This window comes from Micromonospora sp. NPDC049201 (assembly GCF_055586805.1).
Genome location: NZ_JBVJHM010000003.1, coordinates 315,275 through 332,534 on the forward strand (window position 1 = coordinate 315,275; position 17,260 = coordinate 332,534).

Genomic DNA, 17,260 nt, shown 5'->3' on the forward strand with positions numbered 1-17,260 from the left:
AAGTCCACAACCGGACAAGGTCAGCGTCTTGCTCGGCCGCATGGGTTTACCTAGCGTTACCAACATCGGGGCCTGGGGGGAGAGGCAGCGGACCGTGGATCCGGCCCGGGATCCACGGTCCGCGCCGCCGCTCAGTGCGGGAAGACGCCGAACGAGGTGAAGCCCCGGTCCGGGAACCCGGCCGCCTCGGCCACTCGGGCGGACGCCAGGTTGCCCGGGTTGTGGACGTAGGTAGGGATCGCGCCCTCGGCCAGCACGCGCCGGGCCGCCTGCGCGACCAGCCGTCGGGCCAGTCCGCGCCCCCGGGCCGCCGGCACCGTGCCCACCGCCAGCTCGTGCCCGAACGCGTCGTGCCGCTTGATCCCCACGCCGGCCAGGTACGCGCCGTCGGCGTCCCGGACCACCAGCACGTCGGTGTCGAACAGACCCAGCCACGGTGGGGCGCCGGGCATCTCCGGCGGCAGCCACTCCCCCACGTCGGGCAGCGGCGCCGGGTCGGTGCACCAGCGGAACACGCCCCGGTTCGTGGTGAGTTCCGGGGTGCCGACCGCCGCCGGCAGCGCGGGCAGCCACTCCTCGATCGACCGCCCCGCCACCAGCGCGCGCACCGCCTCGACGCGGGCCGGCGCCACCGACAGGATCGCGCTGCCGCCCGCCGCGACCCCGATCGCCGGGCGCAGCCGCCCGTCCCAGGCCGGGCGGGCGCGGCGCCAGGACCGGACCACGTGCAACCCGGGCGCCGCCGGCCACTGCCCCAACCAGGTCGCCAGGTGCAGGAAGAGCCGTCGGTCGAGCACATGATCACGGTACGCCCACCGGGCCCGCCCGGTCGCCGCCGACCGTAAGAACCTGGCAATGGATCACGCGCCCGCCCGTGGCTACGCTGACCTCCCGGCCGGCAGGAGGTGCACCGTGGGGCAGCGGGTGCTGGTGGTCGACGACGACCGGACGGTCGCCGACGTGGTCTGCCGCTACCTGGAGCACGCCGGCTACGAGGTCGAGCACGCCGGGGACGGGGCGGCAGCCCTGGACGCCGTGTCCCGCCGGCCGCCGCACCTGGTGGTGCTGGACCTGATGCTCCCCGTACTGGACGGGTTGGAGGTGTGCCGGCGGCTGCGGGAGCGGCCGGACGGCGTACCCATCGTCATGCTGACCGCGCGCGGCGACGAGGCGGACCGCATCCTCGGCCTGCAACTGGGCGCGGACGACTACCTGGGCAAGCCGTTCTCTCCGCGCGAGCTGGTGCTGCGGGTCCGCTCGGTGCTGCGCCGGGCCGGCGGCGAGCCGGCCGGCGTGCTGCCGGAGCTGCTCACCGACGGCGGCCTGGAGGTGGAGACCGGACCCCGGGTGGCCCGCCTGCACGGCCGGGATCTGGCCCTCACGCTGCGCGAGTTCGACCTGCTGGCGCACCTGATGCGGCATCCGGCGCGGGCGTTCCGCCGGGCCGAGCTGCTGGAGCGGGTCTGGGGCTGGAGCTTCGGCGACCAGTCGACGGTGACCGTGCACGTGCGGCGGCTGCGGGAGAAGATCGAAACCGACCCGGCCAGTCCCCGGCGCATCGTCACCGTCTGGGGTGTCGGCTACCGGTACGAGCCGGCCGATGGGTGACCTCGCGCTGATCTTCGGTGCGTCGCTGGCCGCGGCGCTCGCGGTCGGGCTGGCCGGCGCGGTGGCGCTGCGGGCGCTGCGCGGCCGGTCGATCACCGTGCACATCTCGGTGCTGCTGGCCACGACCGTCGGCGCGGTGGCCGCCGGGGTGGCGGTGGTCGCCCAGGCCATGTTCCTCTCCCCACACGACCTCCAGGTGGTGCTGACCACGCTCGCCGCCGCCGCGGTGGTGAGCCTGGCGGTGGGCTGGCTGTTCGGCCGCCGGCTGGCCGCCGCCGCGGTCTGGGCGGACCAGGCCCGGGCCCGGGAACGCCTCATCGAGAAGGGGCGCCGCGATCTGGTCGCCTGGGTCTCGCACGATCTGCGGACCCCGCTGGCCGGGTTGCGGGCGATGGCCGAGGCGCTGGAGGACGGGGTGGTCGACGAGCCGGTGACGGTGGCCGAGTACCACCGCCGGATCCGGATCGAGACCGACCGGATGACCCGGCTGGTGGACGACCTGTTCGAGCTGTCCCGGATCAACGCCGGGGCGCTCCGGTTGTCGCTGTCCACGGTGGCGCTCGGCGACGTGGTCTCCGACGCGTTGGCCGGCGCGGCGCCGCTGGCCGCCGCCCGCCGGATCCGACTGGTCGCCCCCGAGTCGGGCTGGCCGGCGGTGACGGCCAGCGAGCGGGAGCTGGCGCGGGTGGTGGGCAACCTGCTGCTGAACGCGATCCGCTACACGCCGGCCGACGGCACGGTGACGGTCGACGCGGGGCGGGACGTCGACACCGCCTGGCTGGCGGTCGCGGACACCTGTGGCGGCATTCCGGCGAACGATCTGCCCCGGGTCTTCGACGTGGCGTTCCGGGGCGAGCCGGCCCGTACGCCGGCGGCGGTGGAGCCGAGCGGGTCCGGCGGGCTCGGACTGGCGATCGTGCGCGGGTTGGTTGAGGCGCACGGCGGACGGGTAGAGGTCCAGAACGTCAGCGACGGATGCCGATTCGTGGTCCGCCTGCCGGCCGCCGGAATCTGACGCTTCGGCGGAACCGAACGCCTCGACCCCGCGTCATATTCACTTTCATACATGGACAAGTTTCTCTGGGACGGTAGTGGTCATGCCTCAGAAGCCGAATGACCGATTCCAGCAGGACCCGCCGCGGAGGTGGCGGGCCGCCGAAGCGGCTGGCCGCTTCCCGGCGCAGCCGGCCTACCGCGAGGCCCGACACCGGGGGCCCTGTTGGGCCGAGCTGAACGCGCAGCCGGCCGGCACCCCCGCCTGGCGCGGCCTCACGACGGGGTAGGGCGGGCGGCGACACACCGGGCGGCGGTCGTACCGGCCTTCGTACGCCTGTGCGGTAGCGTCTTGTGGTCCGATTTCCGGCCTACGACAGGAGAAGCTCCGCGCATGGGCAAGAAGACGATCCACGTCTCCGACTTCACCGGCCAGGTGCTGTCCCCCGACGACGAGGTGGTCCGGGTCGTCGTGCTGGAGCACCCGGACCTGGTCGCCGGGCCCGTGCAACTGGACGCCACCCCGGTCGACGTGGAGAGCATCGACGACGCGGCGCTGGACGTGGCCGTGGTGGAGATCCACGACCGGCACGGCGGCGGCGAGCCGCGCCGGGTGGTGCTGACCGCCAGCGAGTTCGACGCGATGGCGACCGACGTGCCGATGGCGCGGTTGCTGCGGACCGCCGAGCGGGTCCGGCCGCCGAAGGCGCGGCGTACCGCCGAGAAGGTCGACTACGGCACCATCGAGCACGCCGGCCGGCCGCACCGCGGCCGGGTCACCGAGGAGGAGGCCCGGCTGGTCCGGGACCGGCTCGACGAGGTGAACAAGCTTCTCGCCGACGCCGGCATCCGCCAGGTCGACCCGGCCGACCCGGAGCACGCCGCCCGCTACGGATTCCCCGCCGCCGACTGACAACCGCACGTCGGGCACGCGCCCCCGTGGCGCGTGCCCGACGCGGCTCAGGCCCGCTTACGGGCCAGCTCCGCCAGCGCGCCCTCCACCGCGGACTCCAGCGCCTCCTTCGTCAGGCCGAGGCCACCGAGCACGCCGTCGGCCCCCTCCTCCTCCAGCAGGGCCAGCAGGATGTGCTCGGTCCCGACGTAGTTGTGCCCCATCCGCAGCGCCTCCCGGAACGTCAGCTCCAGGACCTTCTTGGCGCGCGCGTCGTAGGGGATCAGGTCCGGAACCTGGTCGGCCTTCGCCGGCAGGGTCGCGGCCACGGCCTCCCGGAACATCTCCAGGGGTACGCCCTTCGCCTTGACCAACGCGGCGGCCAGCCCGTCCGGTTCGGCGAGCAGCCCCAGCGCCACGTGCTCCGGGGTGATCTCGGCGTGGCCGGCGGCCCGTGCCTCCTCCTGCGAGGCCAGCACCACGTTGCGGGCGCGCGGCGTGAACCGGCCGAACCCGGCGTTCGGGTCGAGCGCGGCGGCGGTCTCGGCCTTGGCGGCGGAGCGCTTCTGGGCGGCCTGCTTGCTCACCCCCATGCTGCGGCCGATCTCCGTCCACGAGGCGCCCGAGCGGCGCGCCTGGTCGACGAAGTGCCCGATCAGGTGGTCGGCGACGTCGCCGAGGTGGTCGGCGAGGAGGACCGCGTCGGCCAGTTGGTCGAGTGCGTCGGGGCGGGCTTTCTTGATGCCCTCGATCAGGTCGTCGAGGCGCACCGGGTGGCTCATCTTGAGCGGTTCGGTCTCGTCCATGCGTCAACCATAGGTTGACGCATGGACTCCGTCAACCCCCGGTTGACGCCTCGCATCGCGTCGTGGGGATCACGGGGACGGGTCCTCGGGCAGCGTTCGCCGGACCCGCTCGCGCAGCCGTCGCGCCTCCCGGCCGCGGTACGCCCGCAACGTGCCGTCGAGCGTCTCCCGCACGTCCGGATCGGGATGGTCGGCCAGGTACGCCAACTCCTCGGCCCCGCCACGCCGGCCACGGCCCAACTCGTACAGCGCATCGATGATCTCGTCCGGGCCGGTGGCCGCCCGCAACCGTGCCATCAGCTCACTCTTCGGGCCGGGCGGCTTGTCGTACGGGAACCGGCGGCGCAGTCGAGCCACCTTGTAGGTGCCGCGCTGGAGGCAGCCCGGACAGCCGCACGGGATCCGGCCGTGCGCGGCCGGCACGTAACGCCACCCGACGCCCTGCGGCACGTCGCGGATCCGTCGCACCTCGGCGGCCGTGATCGCGCGGGGGACGAACACCTCGTAGCCGCGCGGGTCGTCGAGGGCACGCACCGTGGCGACCGCCTGGGCGGCGGTGACCTGCCGTGCCGGGCCGGCGTAGGGGCCGACGGTCACCGGCTCGTCGTCGGGCAGCCGCAGCCACACCGCGACCAGCACGCCCGGATGCCAGCGCCGCAGCTCACGTACCCACTGATGGGTGAGCGTGAACGGCGGCAGCACCGGCATGCAGTACACCCCCCGCTCGCCGACGCGCCCCCGACTGCGCGCGGCGACGCCCGAGCGCCGGATGCGTCGCGCCGATCGGGCGCGGGTGATGTGCACGAACTCCGCCATCGCGCGGATGGTAGTCGGCCCAGGGCGAGGAGACGCTCAGGTTTCCGGTTCGTCGGCCGGCCGGGGCGCCCGACCCACGTCCGCCGGGTAGTGGTCGAACCGGCGCAGGCCCAGCTTGCGCACCGCGACCGGCCACGGCGTCTCGGTCGCCAGCACCGCGAGATGCTCGAAGTTGGACAGGTACGACTCACCGCGCACCGCCCGCTCGGCGAGGATGTACGGCTCCAGCACGGCCCACGCCTCCCGGGCGCGGTAGCCACCGGTGCCGAGCAGCAGCGCCGGCTCGACCACCCTGAAGGCCAGCATCTGGCCCAGCCCGTTGTAGTAGAGCGCGATCCGGTTCACGTGCTTGCGGGCGTCGGCGGGCAGTTCGCTGACCGGCACGCCGCGCGGGGAGGCGGTCCGCAGTTCGGTGAGCACGAACTGCTGGCTGTCCAGGAACGTGTCGCTCATCCGGTCCCGGGTGAGCAGTTCGATCGCGACCAGGGTGTGGTTCGCGCCCTGCGCCAGCCGGAGCTGCCGGAGCGCGAAGAACGCCGAGACGACGACGGTGAGCACCGAGATCGCGGCCACGACCACGTTGGTCACCGCGGCGACATCCATGGCCGTCATCGTAGGAGCGACGCGCCAACCCGGCCGCCCCGTGACGGGACGGCCGGGTCGACGACGGGTGACGGGGTCAGCCGCGTACCCACTGCTGGTTGCTGCCGCCGTTGCAGGTCCAGATCTGGACCGCGGTGCCGTTGGCGGTGCCAGCGCCGTTGACGTCCAGGCAGAGCCCCGAGCCGACGCCGACGATGGTGCCGTCGGCGTTGAGCCGCCACTGCTGGTTGCTGCCGCCGGTGCAGGTCATGATTCGCGCCCGGCTGCCGGAGGCGGTGCCCGCCACGTCGAGGCACTTGTTGCCGTACACGGTGAGCTGGTTGTTCGTGCCGACCGTCCACTGCTGGTTGGCGCCGCCGTTGCAGTCCCAGATCTGCACCACCGCGCCGTCGGCCTGGCTGGCGCCGTTGACGTCCAGGCAGCGGTTGGCGCTGGCGCTGCGGATCTCTCCGGTCGGGCTGCTGGAACCGTCGCCCGGCGTGATGGAGAGGTTGTCGAACTGGGCGGTGACGCCCTGGCCGGTGCCGTACCCGATCTGGCCGGCGACCCAGGTGGCGTCCGACACGGTGCCGACCGTGGTGCCGTCGACCGCCGCGGTGAGCGTGCTGCCGTTGAGCTTCAACGACAGGTTGTGCCAGCGTCCGGTGCCCAGCGCCGAGGTGTTGCCGCTGGCCAGGGTGCGCCAGTTGCCGCTGGTGTTGTTGCTCCGGATGGACCAGGCGCCGCCGTCGGTGACCCGGAAGTAGTAGCCGTTCAGGTTCTGCGGCCCCTGGTGGTTGTAGGTGTTGCCGCGCCCGATGAGCTGGACGTAACCGGGCTTCTCCAGCAGCACGTCCGAGGAGACGGTGTAGTTGCGCCAGGTCAGGTCGCCGAGCAGGGTGTACGGTTCGGCCTGGCCGGACGTCCAGTAGATCGGCGCCTGGTCCGACATCTGACGGACGCACTGGCCGGCGCGGCCGGCAGCACACCCGGCGATCTCGAACGAGCCCTGCTGGTCCATCAGGTACTTGGCCTCACGGCCGGTGGCGTAGCTGTCGAAGTTGTCGCTGTACGGCAGCTTCAGGTTGCCCTGGGCCGGGCTGACCGCGGTGCCCTTGCCCTGCCCGGTGGTGGTGGTGATGCTGTAGACGTAGCCGGGCTGGACGGTGAGCGAGAAGCGCCCGCCGTTCGGGGTGATGTCGCTGCCCCGGACGAAGTGGTCGGCGCTGTTGTTGGACCGTAGGTTGGTCGCCCAGACCCGCACGGTGCCGGTGGAGAGCCCGCCGGCGACGGTGAAGTCGAGCTGCTGGGCCGAGCCGGCGTCCTGCGTCTCGATGATGGTGCTGTAGTCGCTGTTGTTCGTGGACTTCAGCGAGACGTAGCTGCCGTTGTTGCGGTTGCCGCCGAGATAGCCGCTCGACGCGTCGAGGTAGCGCCAGCCCGGGGCGGTGAACTGCGTGGTGTGTGCCATCACCCAGGTGCTCTTGCCGATGGAGTACGCACCGGACCACGGTTGCTGGGCCACCGCCACGCCGGTGGTCGCCCAGGGGATGTTCGGGGTGATGGCGGCGATCGCCGGCCAGTTGATGTAGCCGGTCATCTTGCCGTCGATGTAGCCCCGGTTGATGCCCCGGGCGAGCGCCGGCGCGCCGGCGTTGTAGTCGTCGGAGCCGTTCTCGCTGGCCCAGAGCTGCTTGCCGGTGGAGATGGCGTTGGCGGAGCTGGGGCAGTTGGTCTGGGCGCTGCGGTAGCCGCAGACGTAGTGGCTGCCGAAGACCTGTACCGCGCTGGCGAACGCCGGGTCGCGGAGCGAGTCGTCGGCGGCGCCCCACCCGAAGTCGTCCGAGGCGACGATCTTCACGTTGCCGTAACCGCGGGAGTTGAGCGTGGACCGCAGGTTCTTGTACCAGGTGATGTTGTAGCCCTTCTCGTTCCACCCGCCCAGGTAGTTGATGGTCAGCCCGTGCGTCGCCGCGCAGTCCAGCCATCCCACCAGGTAGTTGATCGAGTCGGTGGACCAGAAGTTGCCGTTGCCGATCCAGCCCGGCGCTCCCCAGGCCAGGCCGACCAGCGCGATGTTGGGATTGCGCTGCCTGGCCTGCTCCATCAGCCACCACTCGTAGCCCCGGTTGCAGTTCACGCTGCCCCGGGTGTGCTCGTGGCTGGGCTCGGCGCCGGAGGTGGAGTTGGTGTCGCCGCCGATCTCCGCCTTGAGCAGTTGCATCGCGGCGCCGTAGCCCGGCTTGAACAGGTAGTCGAGGATGTCGCTGCGCTGCGGTTCGGGGTAGTCGATCAGCAGTCTGCTGTTTCCGCCGCCGCCGCTGACCGCGCCGACGCCGTCGAGCGCCCGCCCGCCGGACGACCCGTTGATGGTGATGGCGGTGGCCGCCTGGGCCGGGGAGGCGGACGCGGTCAGAACGGCCGCCGCCGCGAGGACCGATGCCGCCGCAGCCGACATCACCGCCCGCCACGATCTCCGTGGACGACTCACTGTGCTGAACATCCGATCCGCCTCCCAGTCCCGCTTAATCGATCAATGTCAATCTATAAGACGTCATATGTTAGCGTTCACACAAGGAACGGTCAACGGCTCAGGCGCGGCTCCACCGCTGGCTGGCCGCGCCGGTGCAGTCCCGGATCTCGGTCCGCGTGCCGTTGGCCGTGCCGGCGCCCACCAGGTCCAGGCACCGACCCGATCCGACCCCGGTGATGGTGCCGTCCGCGTTGAGCCGCCACTTCTGGTTGGACTGGCCGTTGCAGTCCCAGATGATCACGGAGCTGCCGTTGGCCGTGCCGGCGCCGTTGACGTCGAGACACTTGCCGCCGAAGACCCGCAGTTCCTGGGCGGCCGTCGAGGTCCAGGACTGGTTGCTCTGGCCGTGACAGTCCCAGATGATCGCCGCCGCGCCGTTGGCCTGCGAGCCGCCGTTGACGTCCAGGCACCGACCGGAGGCGGCGTTGCGGACGATCGACGTGCCGCCCGGCGGCGGAGTGGTCGGGCTGACCGTCGGGGTCGGGGTCGGATCGGTGCCGCCGAACTGGGTGAAGAACCGCCACACCTCGGTCTTCGTCCAGGTCCGGGCACCGCTGTCCCCGCCGCCGTCCACCGGACCGGGGGTGTGGCCGCCGTCGAACGCGGCCCACACCACCGGATAGCCGGACCGGCAGCCGGCGTAGGTGGTGGTGATGTGCGTCAGGCTGCCCGCCCTCGGCTCCGGCGGGTTCTGCGGGGTGCAGCCGTTGTTGCGCACGAACGTGTCGCGCAGCGAGCGTCCGGCGGAGATGTTGAGCACCGGGTCACCGATGCCGTGGATCCCCATGTACGCGATCGGCTGCGTGCCGCCGGCGCACCCGCTGAGTTGGCCGCCGGAGTAGACCGCGACGGCGCGGAACACGCCCGCCCGGGAACAGGCCAGCGAATAGCTCATGCCGCCGCCGTAGCTGAAGCCGAGCGCGAAGAGTTGCGTCGTGTCGACGCACAGGTCCCCCTCGATCAGCCTGATCATGTCGTCGACGAAGGTGACGTCCTGACCGCCGGGGTTGGCCCAGCCGTTGCCGTTGCCCTGGGGCGCGACGAAGATGGTGCTGTTGTTCGCCTGCTGTCGCAGACCGTAGTAGGACCAGGCCTCCCGGTCCGCCCCACCGGAGTCGACGTCGTTCGCGGTGCCGCCGTTCCAGTGGAATCCGAAGATCAGCCGGTAGGCGTGGTTCCGGTCGTAGTTGTCGGGGATCCGCAGGATGAAGCTCCGGTTCTGGCCACTGCTCTGGATGGTCCGGGGACCACTCGTCAGCGTGGGCGCCCGGCCACAACCGGCGGTCCCGGCGAGCGTGCCGGACGCCGCGGCCGAGGCGGACCCGCCCGGGCCGCCCGCCACTGTCGTCGCGGCCACCACGACCAGGACCGCCACGGCCGCGAGGGGCCCGAGGACGGTGCTGCGTAATCTCATGACGCGGCTCCTTCGCCACTTGGTGGGAACCTGTCCGGTACGGGGATCGACGACGACCCCCGCACCGCCACTCCGCCGGCCGGCACGGGGAGAACGCGCACGACCGGGTCCGCCGTGCGCGGCGTAGCTGTCCCGGACTTCGCCCCTGGTCCGCATGCCCGGTGCGCGACCAGCCGGCCGTCGCGTCGGCGGCGGCACCCGCACCGCACGTGCCCGATCGCGACCCGAACCGCCCGCCGTCGCCGCTGGAACGCCACAGCGCGACTCGAATCGATTCGACCAGACCCTAGGCCGAGCAGTGAAGTATGTCAATGCTGTTGCCGGCGGGTGAGGTGCCCGTGACGTCGGGCCGAGCCGGTACGGTGAGCCCCGACCGAGTCCCGTCGGCCGGACCGGTCCACACCGGCGTGAGGGAGGGCTGCGTGGCGTCCAGGGAAGCCGACATCGCCGCCGAGCAGAAATACTTCGACACCGCGGCCGAGCGCCGCGACCAGCGCCGCGACCACCTCGCCCGGCTGCCGTCCGCCGCCGCCCACGCCACCGCCGCGGCCCACCTGCGCCGCTACGCCGACGCCGCGGGGCGGGCGCTCGGCGCGGCCGACGAGGCGGTGGCGTTCGGCCGGACCGACGACGAGGCCGGCGGGACCCGGTACGTCGGACGACACCTGATCCGGGACGCCGACGGCGAGGTGCTGGTGGTCAACTGGCAGGCCCCGGCCGCCGCCGGCTGGTTCGAGGCCACCCCGGAGAATCCCGCCGGGATCCGCCGCAAGCGCGCCTTCACCTGCACCGGCAACACCATCGACGACCTGACCGACACCATCCTCGCCGAGATCGCCGAGGCGGTGGACGCGCACCTGCTGGCCGAGCTGAGCCGGGGCCGCACCGGCACCATGCGGGACATCGTGGCCACCATCCAGGCCGCCCAGTTCGCGCTGATCCGCGCCCCGCGTGACCAGGTGCTGGTGATCGAGGGAGGTCCCGGCACCGGCAAGAGCGCCGTGGCGCTGCACCGGGTGTCCTGGCTGCTGTTCCAGCACCGCACCGAGTTCTCCGCCGCGGACGTGCTGGTGGTCGGGCCGCACCCGACCTTCGTGCGCTACATCGGTCAGCTCCTGCCCGCCCTCGGCGACGACGGGGTGGAGCTGCGCGACGTCGACCGGCTCGCCCCGGACGTGCCACGCGGGCGGACCGAGTCCGACGCGGTCGCCCGGATCAAGGGCGAGGCCCGGATGGCCGAGCTGCTGGCCCGCGCGCTGGACGCCCGGGTCGGCGTCCCCGACCCGGCCGAGCGGCTGCTGGTCGGCGGTCGGTTCGTCACGCTGCCCGGCGCCGAGGTGGCCGAGGCGCTCGCCATGGCCCGGGCCGCCGCCCTGCCGTACGCCGGCCGGCGCCGGCTGCTCGGTGACCGGCTCGCCGCCCTGGTGGCGGCCCGCGCCGGCGTCGACCCGACCCGGTCCGAGGCGGTCGGCAACCTCGTCGAGCGGCTCTGGCCACAGCAGACGCCGACCGGGCTGCTGCGCGACCTGCTCGGCTCCACCGCCCGGCTGCGGGCCGCCGCCGGGGACGCGTTCGCCCCGGCCGAGGTGGCGGCGCTGCACCGGCGCGGCGCTGACCGGCTGTCCCGGGAGACCTGGTCGGCGGCCGACCTGCCGCTGCTGGACGAGCTGGCGTTCCTCATCGACGGGCCGGGCCGACGGTACGCGCACGTGGTGGTCGACGAGGCACAGGATCTGTCCCCGATGCAGTTGCGCGCGGTGGCCCGGCGCAGCGCCACCGGGTCGCTGACAGTGGTCGGCGACCTCGCCCAGTCCACCGGCAGGTGGGCACGCGACTCGTGGGACGAGGTGCTCGCGCACCTGCCGGCCGTGCATCCGGCCCGGGTCGCCCCACTGCGGTACGGCTACCGCGTGCCCCGGCAGGCGTACGCGACGGCGGCGGCGCTGCTGCCGGTGGCCGCGCCGGGCGTGCCGCCGGTGGAGGTGGTCCGGGACGGCCCGGCCGACACCGGCGTGCACCGGGTCGGCCTGGCCGAGCTGGCCGCCCGGGCGGTCGCGGTGGCGCGGGAGCACGCCGAGGCCGGCCGGTTCGTCGGCATCGTCTGCCCGCCGCGGCAGCGACGCCCGGTCGAGGCGGCGCTGGCGGCGAACGACATGGCCTGGAGCAGCGCCGACCGGGGCGAGCTGGGCGGCGCGGTCAACCTGGTCAGTCCACAGGAGGCCAAGGGCCTGGAGTTCGACGCGGTGGTGGTGGTCGAGCCGGAGGAGATCGTGGCTGGCGACGAACGCGGTCACCGGCTGCTCTACGTGGCGCTGACGCGCACCACCGGGCACCTCGACATCGTCTGCACCGGCGACCCGGTGCCGCTGGACGCGCCGGCCCGGCCCCGGCAGCGGGTGGGCGGCCCGACGGACGCGCCGTTCAGCAGGCGGGAGGCGCGGCGGCTCGCCGAACACCTGGCCGGGCAGGTGCGCAGCGCCGCCCCGGCCGCGTTCTGGGCCGAGGTGCTCGCCGAGGTGCGGACCCTGCTGCCGGAGACCGCCGGCAGCCCGGGACGGCCGGCGGACGGAGGCAGCCCCGAACGGCCGGGGGGCGCGGTCAGCCCCGGGCGGCCGGCGGACGGCTGACGGCGGCCGAGTCCAGCCGTCGCCCCACCGTCCACTGCACGATGTCGTGCTCGATGTCGGCCTTCCGGGCCTTGCCGGGCACCGCGATGCCCAACTCGCCGGCGAGCGCCCGCAGCTTCGCCACGGTGAGCTTCAGGTCGGCGAGGTAGCGGACGCCGGCCGCGCGGTCCCCGATCGCGGCGAGGTCGGCCCGGACCCGGTCGGTGTCCACGCCGGCCGACGCGGTGGTGGCCGGCCGGGCGACGGTCCGCGTCCGGTCGACCACGGCCAGCTTCGCGGTGCCGTCGGCCAGCGCGGTGAGCTGGTCGGCGGGGAGCGCGCGGACGAACTCCGCCACCCGCAGCAGGACGGCGTGGGCGAGGTCGGCGGGGTGGGACACCGGGAGTCTCCTTCTCACAGGCGGGTGCGGGCCAGGAACTCGCTGGCCAACTGCCGCAGCTCGTGCTGCACCGTCTCGTTGGCGTTCGGCACCAGCACGGCGGGCAGCCGCCGTTCACCGGCGGTGCCGAACAGGGTCTTGTTCTCCCGGACGGTCTGCCGGAACACCGGGACCTCCAGGCTGTCGGTGTGCCGCATGTAGTTGCGGGACGCGTTGATCGGCCCGCCCGCGGCGTACTGGATCATAGTGAACACCACGCCCAGGTACTGCGGGTCGATGGTCGGTCCGGGCGCGGCGACCCGGTTGAAGTCCCGGACCAGCTCGGAGACCTTGCTGCGCAGGTAGTCGATGCCGAGCGTGGACAGGTAGTCGGGCCGGGCCGGGGTGAGGATGTGCTCGCTGGCCACGATGCCGGTCCGGGTGACCATGGTGAAGTTCGGCGCGCAGTCGATGAGGATGTCGTCGTACCCGGCGAACTCCTCGGCGGCGAGCGCGTCGGCCAGCGCCCGGTGCAGCGGCAGGAAGTGCGGGCTGCCGTGCTGGAAGCGCGACCCGCCGAGCGCCGCGGCGAGGTCCAGGTCGACGTCGACCAGGCCCAGGTGGGAGGCGACGAGGTCGAGACGGCCCTCGTCGGGCAGCAGCGCGTTGGCCGGTTCCGGCGTGATCACGTACGGGTGCAGCGGGCCGGTGGGCTCCTCGGCCAGCACCGAGCCGAACCACTGGAGGATCGTCTTCTCGTACGCGAGGTCCTTCTCCCACTCGTCCGCCGGATAGAACGAGAAGGTGAGGCTGGCCTGCGGGTCGAGGTCGATCAGCAGGACCCGGCGGCCACGGGCGGCCAGCTCGGCGCCGAGGTTCGCGGTGATGGTGGTCTTGCCGACCCCGCCCTTGTAGTTGATCACCGACGTGATGCTCATGCCGCTCCCCGCATCGCATGATGATCGCAGGAGCGGGTCCGGTGCCGCACCCGGCGGACGCCCGCCGCCTCGATCCCGCCCACCCATGCGGCGGTGACGGGCGGAAAGGACAGCACGGTCGGCCCAGTCATGTGGCCAGCGCCCCGGCCAACTGGTCCAGCCCTCGCGAGCCGACCGCCAGCGCCCGCCGGTGGAAGGCCCGCCGGTCACCGCGGAAGGACGTGCGGCCGGCCAACCACACCCGCTCCCCCACCTTGTAGGTGAGCGCCTGTCCCGGCCGGCCCAGATAGCGCGCGAGTTCCGCCGACGCGTACGGACCCTGGTGGCAGCGGTCCCGCAGCAGTCGCAGGGCGGCCCCCGGCGTCCACGGCTCGCCGCCACCGGACGGGATCGGCAGCCGCAGGTGCAGGCCGGTGTCGAGCACGACCCGGGCGGCCCGCAACAGTTGCATGAGCAGGTACCCCAGACGGGCACCCGGCTGCTGGTGGAAACCGATCTCGTCCATGAACCGCTCGGCGTACAGCGCCCACCCCTCCCGGCAGCCGGATAGCCCGCCGAGCAGGTTCAACCGCTGCCCGAGCCCACCCTGACACGCCTCGCGGCCGAGCTGGAGGTGATGGCCGGGAACACCCTCGTGGTACGCGGTGCTGTAGGCGATCCAGGTGGGAAAGCTCTCCCGGCCCTCGGGAAGGAACCACCAGACCCGGCCGGGCCGCGTCAGGTCGCGCGACGGCCCGGTGTAGGAGGTGCCGGCCGAGCTGGTTATCCGGGACTCGATCCGCCGCAGCGGCGCGGGAATGTCGAAGTGCACGCCGTCCAGGTGCCCGATGGTGGACTCCAGCAGCTCCTGCAACCACGCGCCGAACGCGGCCCGGCCGTGCCGGACGCCCGGCCCGTCGGGGCGGTCGAGCCGCTCGATCACCTCGGGCACCCTCCCGCCCAGGGCCTTCGCCTCGGCGACCAGCTCCGCCTCTGTCGCGGTGAACTCGTCCCAACCCCAGTCGTGCAGTTCGCGCGGATCCGGCTCGCCGGCGAGGAAGGTCCGCACCCAGAGGGCGTACCGCTCCGGCCCGAACGCCTCGTCGTCGCGCGCCCGCGACGCCAGACCCGCGGCAAGCGTGGCGGCGAGTTCTCGGTACGCGTCCCGCGCGCCCCGCGCCGTCGCTTGCAACGTCGCCCGTTGGGCCCCGTCGCCGTACCGCTCCACCAGGGCGGTGTCTTCGTCCGCCCAGGCATGACAGCGCCGTGTCACCAGCTCCACCTGGCGTCGGGTGGGCAGGTGGCCGCGCTCGGCGGCGAGCAGGAGGCTGCGGGCGTAGCCCTTCAGGGTGGCGGGGATCGCGGCCTGGCGCGCGCCCACCCGCGCCCAGCCATCCTCGTAGGTCGCACCCTCGACGTCCCGGCCGGGGACCCCGGCCTCGACGGCCTGGCGGATGAGCGAGAGCGGGCCGGTGGCCGCCGCGTGCAGCTCGCGCAGGTCCTCCCCGGCCTCGTGGAAGGTGATCCGGGTACGCAGCCGTTCGGTGAGGTGGGCGTGCCACGGGCCCTGCGCGGGCCACGCCGCCAGCTCGCGCAGTGCGGAGGCGGCGAGGTCGGCGCGCGCCTGGTGACCCTCGGGACTGTAGTCGGTGAGCCCGTCGACCTCCTGGTCGCCGACCTCGACCACCGCCGCGCACGGGTCGAGGCGGGCCAGGTCGCGCACCAACCGACCGGCGAAGTCCTCGATCATGAAGGCGATGCTACGCCGACCGTCGACTCCGGAGCGTCCCGGAGCGGCTCACGTGACCGGTCGCCACGGACCCGACCGGCGCCGTCACGGACGGCCGGTGATGCCGTCCAGCACGGTGACCAGGTTGTGGTGGAACGTTTCCGCCGCGTCGAGGTGGGCGCCCTCGACGACGAGCCGGGCGACTGTCGGATAACGACCGGTGTCGAGCATGCGGGACAGGTAGGGCCCGAGGGCGGTCTGCCAGGCGGCCACGTCGGTGCCCGTCGACCGGGCGGTGCGTCGCTCGGTGATCTCCCGGCGGAGCGCCCCGACGACGAACGCGTTGAGCGCGCCCAGGGCCCGTTGCAGATCGTCGATCCCGCGTACGGCGGGGGCCCGGCTGAGCGCCGCCGCGGTCGCCTCGCCGACGGCGAGCGCGTGCGGGCCCAGGTGGGGACGCGCGCCGAGCAGGTCGACGAACCACTCGTGCGCGAGCGCGGCCTCGCGGGTCCGCCGCATGACGGCCAGCACCGTGTCGCGCCACCCGTCGTGCCGGTCGGCCTCGGCGATCTCGGCGTACACCGCGTCGACCATCAGGTCGAGCAGCTCGGACCGGTTGAGCACGTAGTCGTAGAGCCGCATCGGGCCGACGTCGAGCGCCTTGGCGAGCTTGCGGATCGACACCCCGTCGAGGCCGTCGGCGTCGGCGAGCCGGATCGCGGCGGCGGCGATCTTCGCCCGGCTCAACGGCACGGGCGCCGCCCGCGGCTGCGGCTCGGGGCGTTCCCAGACCGGCAACGGTACGCTACCGTACGGTGTATCCATGCAATACATCGTACGTTAAAGGAGGTGGCGATGCGAATCGCGATCGCCGGCGGGGGCCTGGGCGGCCTGACGCTGGCCCGGATCCTGCACCGGCACGGCATCGACGCGGTGGTCCACGAGCGCGAGGCCGACCGCACGACGCGTTCCCCGGGCGGGATGCTGGACCTGCACCCCGAGTCCGGCCAGCGGGCCCTGGACGAGGCGGGCCTCACCGGCCGGTTCCGGTCCGAGGCGCGACCGGAGGGCGAGGAACACCGCATCCTCGACCCGGCCGGCCGGACCCTCCTGCACCACGTGCCGCAGCCCGGCTCGTTCGACGGTCGCCCCGAGATCGACCGCGCCGCACTGCGGGACCTGCTGCTCGACTCGCTGCCCGCCGGCACGGTCAGGTGGCGGCACCGGCTCGTCGCGGCGGGCCCACGGCCCGACGGCGGTTTCCGGCTGACGTTCGACGGCGGCCACCGCGACGACTGTGATCTCCTCGTGGGCGCGGACGGCGCCCGCTCGGTCGTCCGGTCGCTGCTCACCGACGCTCCCCTCACCGCCGTGTCCACCGCGGTGGAGCTCCGCATCGACGACGCGGACCGGCGCCACCCGGAGATCGCCGAGCTGGTCGGCCCCGGCAACCTCTGGGGCGTCGGGGTACGCCAGATCCTGTCCGCGCAACGCCTCGGCGACGGCAGCATCCGGGTCGGGATCTCCCTGCCCGCGGACGACCGGCACCCGGACACCTGCCGTACCAAGCACGACCTGCTGGCCCTCTTCGACGGCTGGAGCCCTCGCCTGACCGCACTCGTCGAAGCCGGCGACGGCCCGCCGATCCTCCGCCGGATCCAGGCCATGCCCGCCGGCACCCGCTGGACGCACCGGCCCGGCGTCACCCTCGTCGGGGACGCCGCCCACCTCATGCCGCCGGTCGGCGAGGGTGCCAACCAGGCCATGCTCGACGCGGCGGAACTCGCCGCCGCGCTCGTCGACTCCCCCGCCGACCCGGACGCGGCGATCCGGGCCTACGAGGAGGCGATGTTCCGCAGGATCCAGCCGATCGCCGAGATGTCCGCCCGGGTGCACGCGATGATGCTGTCGCCCACCGCCGCCGAGGACCTCGTCCGCTTCTTCACGCCGCAGCCGGCCTGACGCGCCGACCCGTCCGGTCCCGT

The 17,260-nt window shown here is 73.4% G+C and carries 15 protein-coding genes; 5 read left to right on the top strand and 10 right to left on the bottom strand.

Going from position 1 to position 17,260, the window contains the following annotated elements:
• Window positions 1-131: 131 nt before the first annotated feature.
• Entirely contained in the window at window positions 132-797 is a 666-nt protein-coding gene (locus tag ACZ6O5_RS08565; protein WP_465975489.1) for a GNAT family N-acetyltransferase, read from the bottom strand.
• A gap of 115 nt (window positions 798-912) precedes the next feature.
• On the opposite strand from ACZ6O5_RS08565, the gene ACZ6O5_RS08570 reads away from it, so the two are divergent.
• From ACZ6O5_RS08570 to ACZ6O5_RS08580, 3 genes are all read left to right on the top strand, one after another.
• Window positions 913-1,608, top strand: a complete 696-nt coding sequence (locus ACZ6O5_RS08570) for a response regulator transcription factor (RefSeq protein WP_465975491.1) — start codon at window positions 913-915, stop codon at window positions 1,606-1,608.
• Window positions 1,601-2,623 (top strand): sensor histidine kinase, encoded by a 1,023-nt coding sequence (locus ACZ6O5_RS08575; RefSeq protein WP_465975493.1) that lies wholly within the window; start codon window positions 1,601-1,603, stop codon window positions 2,621-2,623. The genes ACZ6O5_RS08570 and ACZ6O5_RS08575 overlap by 8 nt, the downstream gene beginning before the upstream one ends.
• A gap of 372 nt (window positions 2,624-2,995) precedes the next feature.
• Window positions 2,996-3,514 (top strand): hypothetical protein, encoded by a 519-nt coding sequence (locus ACZ6O5_RS08580; RefSeq protein ID WP_405092737.1) that lies wholly within the window; start codon window positions 2,996-2,998, stop codon window positions 3,512-3,514.
• Between the two features lie 47 nt (window positions 3,515-3,561).
• Here ACZ6O5_RS08580 and ACZ6O5_RS08585 read toward each other — a convergent pair whose 3' ends face one another.
• From ACZ6O5_RS08585 to ACZ6O5_RS08605, 5 genes are all read right to left on the bottom strand, one after another.
• A complete protein-coding gene (locus ACZ6O5_RS08585; RefSeq protein WP_465975495.1) occupies window positions 3,562-4,299 on the bottom strand; it encodes a Clp protease N-terminal domain-containing protein in 738 nt (245 codons plus the stop codon).
• A gap of 69 nt (window positions 4,300-4,368) precedes the next feature.
• Entirely contained in the window at window positions 4,369-5,115 is a 747-nt protein-coding gene (locus tag ACZ6O5_RS08590; protein WP_465975497.1) for a HEAT repeat domain-containing protein, read from the bottom strand.
• A 36-nt stretch (window positions 5,116-5,151) separates the two neighbouring features.
• The gene (locus ACZ6O5_RS08595) at window positions 5,152-5,718 is read right to left on the bottom strand and encodes a DUF4760 domain-containing protein (protein ID WP_465975499.1); all 567 of its coding nucleotides are present in this window, start codon (window positions 5,716-5,718) and stop codon (window positions 5,152-5,154) included.
• A 76-nt stretch (window positions 5,719-5,794) separates the two neighbouring features.
• Window positions 5,795-8,200: a ricin-type beta-trefoil lectin domain protein gene (locus tag ACZ6O5_RS08600; protein WP_465975500.1), complete on the bottom strand. Its 2,406-nt coding sequence runs from the start codon at window positions 8,198-8,200 to the stop codon at window positions 5,795-5,797.
• 88 nt (window positions 8,201-8,288) lie between these two features.
• Complete coding sequence (locus tag ACZ6O5_RS08605; protein ID WP_465975502.1) at window positions 8,289-9,644, bottom strand: RICIN domain-containing protein; 1,356 nt, start codon at window positions 9,642-9,644, stop codon at window positions 8,289-8,291.
• A gap of 422 nt (window positions 9,645-10,066) precedes the next feature.
• On the opposite strand from ACZ6O5_RS08605, the gene ACZ6O5_RS08610 reads away from it, so the two are divergent.
• Entirely contained in the window at window positions 10,067-12,271 is a 2,205-nt protein-coding gene (locus ACZ6O5_RS08610) for a HelD family protein (RefSeq protein ID WP_465975504.1), read from the top strand.
• Here ACZ6O5_RS08610 and ACZ6O5_RS08615 read toward each other — a convergent pair.
• From ACZ6O5_RS08615 to ACZ6O5_RS08630, 4 genes are all read right to left on the bottom strand, one after another.
• A complete protein-coding gene (locus ACZ6O5_RS08615; RefSeq protein ID WP_465975506.1) occupies window positions 12,243-12,650 on the bottom strand; it encodes a hypothetical protein in 408 nt (135 codons plus the stop codon). The two genes, ACZ6O5_RS08610 and ACZ6O5_RS08615, sit on opposite strands and share 29 nt — an antisense overlap.
• A gap of 14 nt (window positions 12,651-12,664) precedes the next feature.
• Window positions 12,665-13,567: a ParA family protein gene (locus ACZ6O5_RS08620; RefSeq protein WP_357301429.1), complete on the bottom strand. Its 903-nt coding sequence runs from the start codon at window positions 13,565-13,567 to the stop codon at window positions 12,665-12,667.
• Between the two features lie 127 nt (window positions 13,568-13,694).
• Window positions 13,695-15,296, bottom strand: coding sequence for a DUF885 domain-containing protein (locus ACZ6O5_RS08625; RefSeq protein WP_465975508.1), 1,602 nt, complete (start codon window positions 15,294-15,296; stop codon window positions 13,695-13,697).
• Between the two features lie 84 nt (window positions 15,297-15,380).
• Window positions 15,381-16,100: a TetR/AcrR family transcriptional regulator C-terminal domain-containing protein gene (locus ACZ6O5_RS08630; RefSeq protein ID WP_465975510.1), complete on the bottom strand. Its 720-nt coding sequence runs from the start codon at window positions 16,098-16,100 to the stop codon at window positions 15,381-15,383.
• Between the two features lie 30 nt (window positions 16,101-16,130).
• On the opposite strand from ACZ6O5_RS08630, the gene ACZ6O5_RS08635 reads away from it, so the two are divergent.
• Complete coding sequence (locus ACZ6O5_RS08635) at window positions 16,131-17,237, top strand: FAD-dependent oxidoreductase (protein ID WP_465975512.1); 1,107 nt, start codon at window positions 16,131-16,133, stop codon at window positions 17,235-17,237.
• The last annotated feature ends 23 nt before the right edge of the window (window positions 17,238-17,260 follow it).

Coding starts and splice junctions, on each gene's coding strand:
- ACZ6O5_RS08575 (WP_465975493.1), top strand. CDS start 1,601: ATGGGTGACCTCGCGCTGATCTTCGGTGCGTCGCTGGCCGCGGCGCTC.
- ACZ6O5_RS08580 (WP_405092737.1), top strand. CDS start 2,996: ATGGGCAAGAAGACGATCCACGTCTCCGACTTCACCGGCCAGGTGCTG.
- ACZ6O5_RS08585 (WP_465975495.1), bottom strand. CDS start 4,299: ATGGACGAGACCGAACCGCTCAAGATGAGCCACCCGGTGCGCCTCGAC.
- ACZ6O5_RS08590 (WP_465975497.1), bottom strand. CDS start 5,115: ATGGCGGAGTTCGTGCACATCACCCGCGCCCGATCGGCGCGACGCATC.
- ACZ6O5_RS08595 (WP_465975499.1), bottom strand. CDS start 5,718: ATGGATGTCGCCGCGGTGACCAACGTGGTCGTGGCCGCGATCTCGGTG.
- ACZ6O5_RS08600 (WP_465975500.1), bottom strand. CDS start 8,200: ATGTTCAGCACAGTGAGTCGTCCACGGAGATCGTGGCGGGCGGTGATG.
- ACZ6O5_RS08605 (WP_465975502.1), bottom strand. CDS start 9,644: ATGAGATTACGCAGCACCGTCCTCGGGCCCCTCGCGGCCGTGGCGGTC.
- ACZ6O5_RS08620 (WP_357301429.1), bottom strand. CDS start 13,567: ATGAGCATCACGTCGGTGATCAACTACAAGGGCGGGGTCGGCAAGACC.
- ACZ6O5_RS08625 (WP_465975508.1), bottom strand. CDS start 15,296: ATGATCGAGGACTTCGCCGGTCGGTTGGTGCGCGACCTGGCCCGCCTC.
- ACZ6O5_RS08630 (WP_465975510.1), bottom strand. CDS start 16,100: ATGGATACACCGTACGGTAGCGTACCGTTGCCGGTCTGGGAACGCCCC.
- ACZ6O5_RS08635 (WP_465975512.1), top strand. CDS start 16,131: ATGCGAATCGCGATCGCCGGCGGGGGCCTGGGCGGCCTGACGCTGGCC.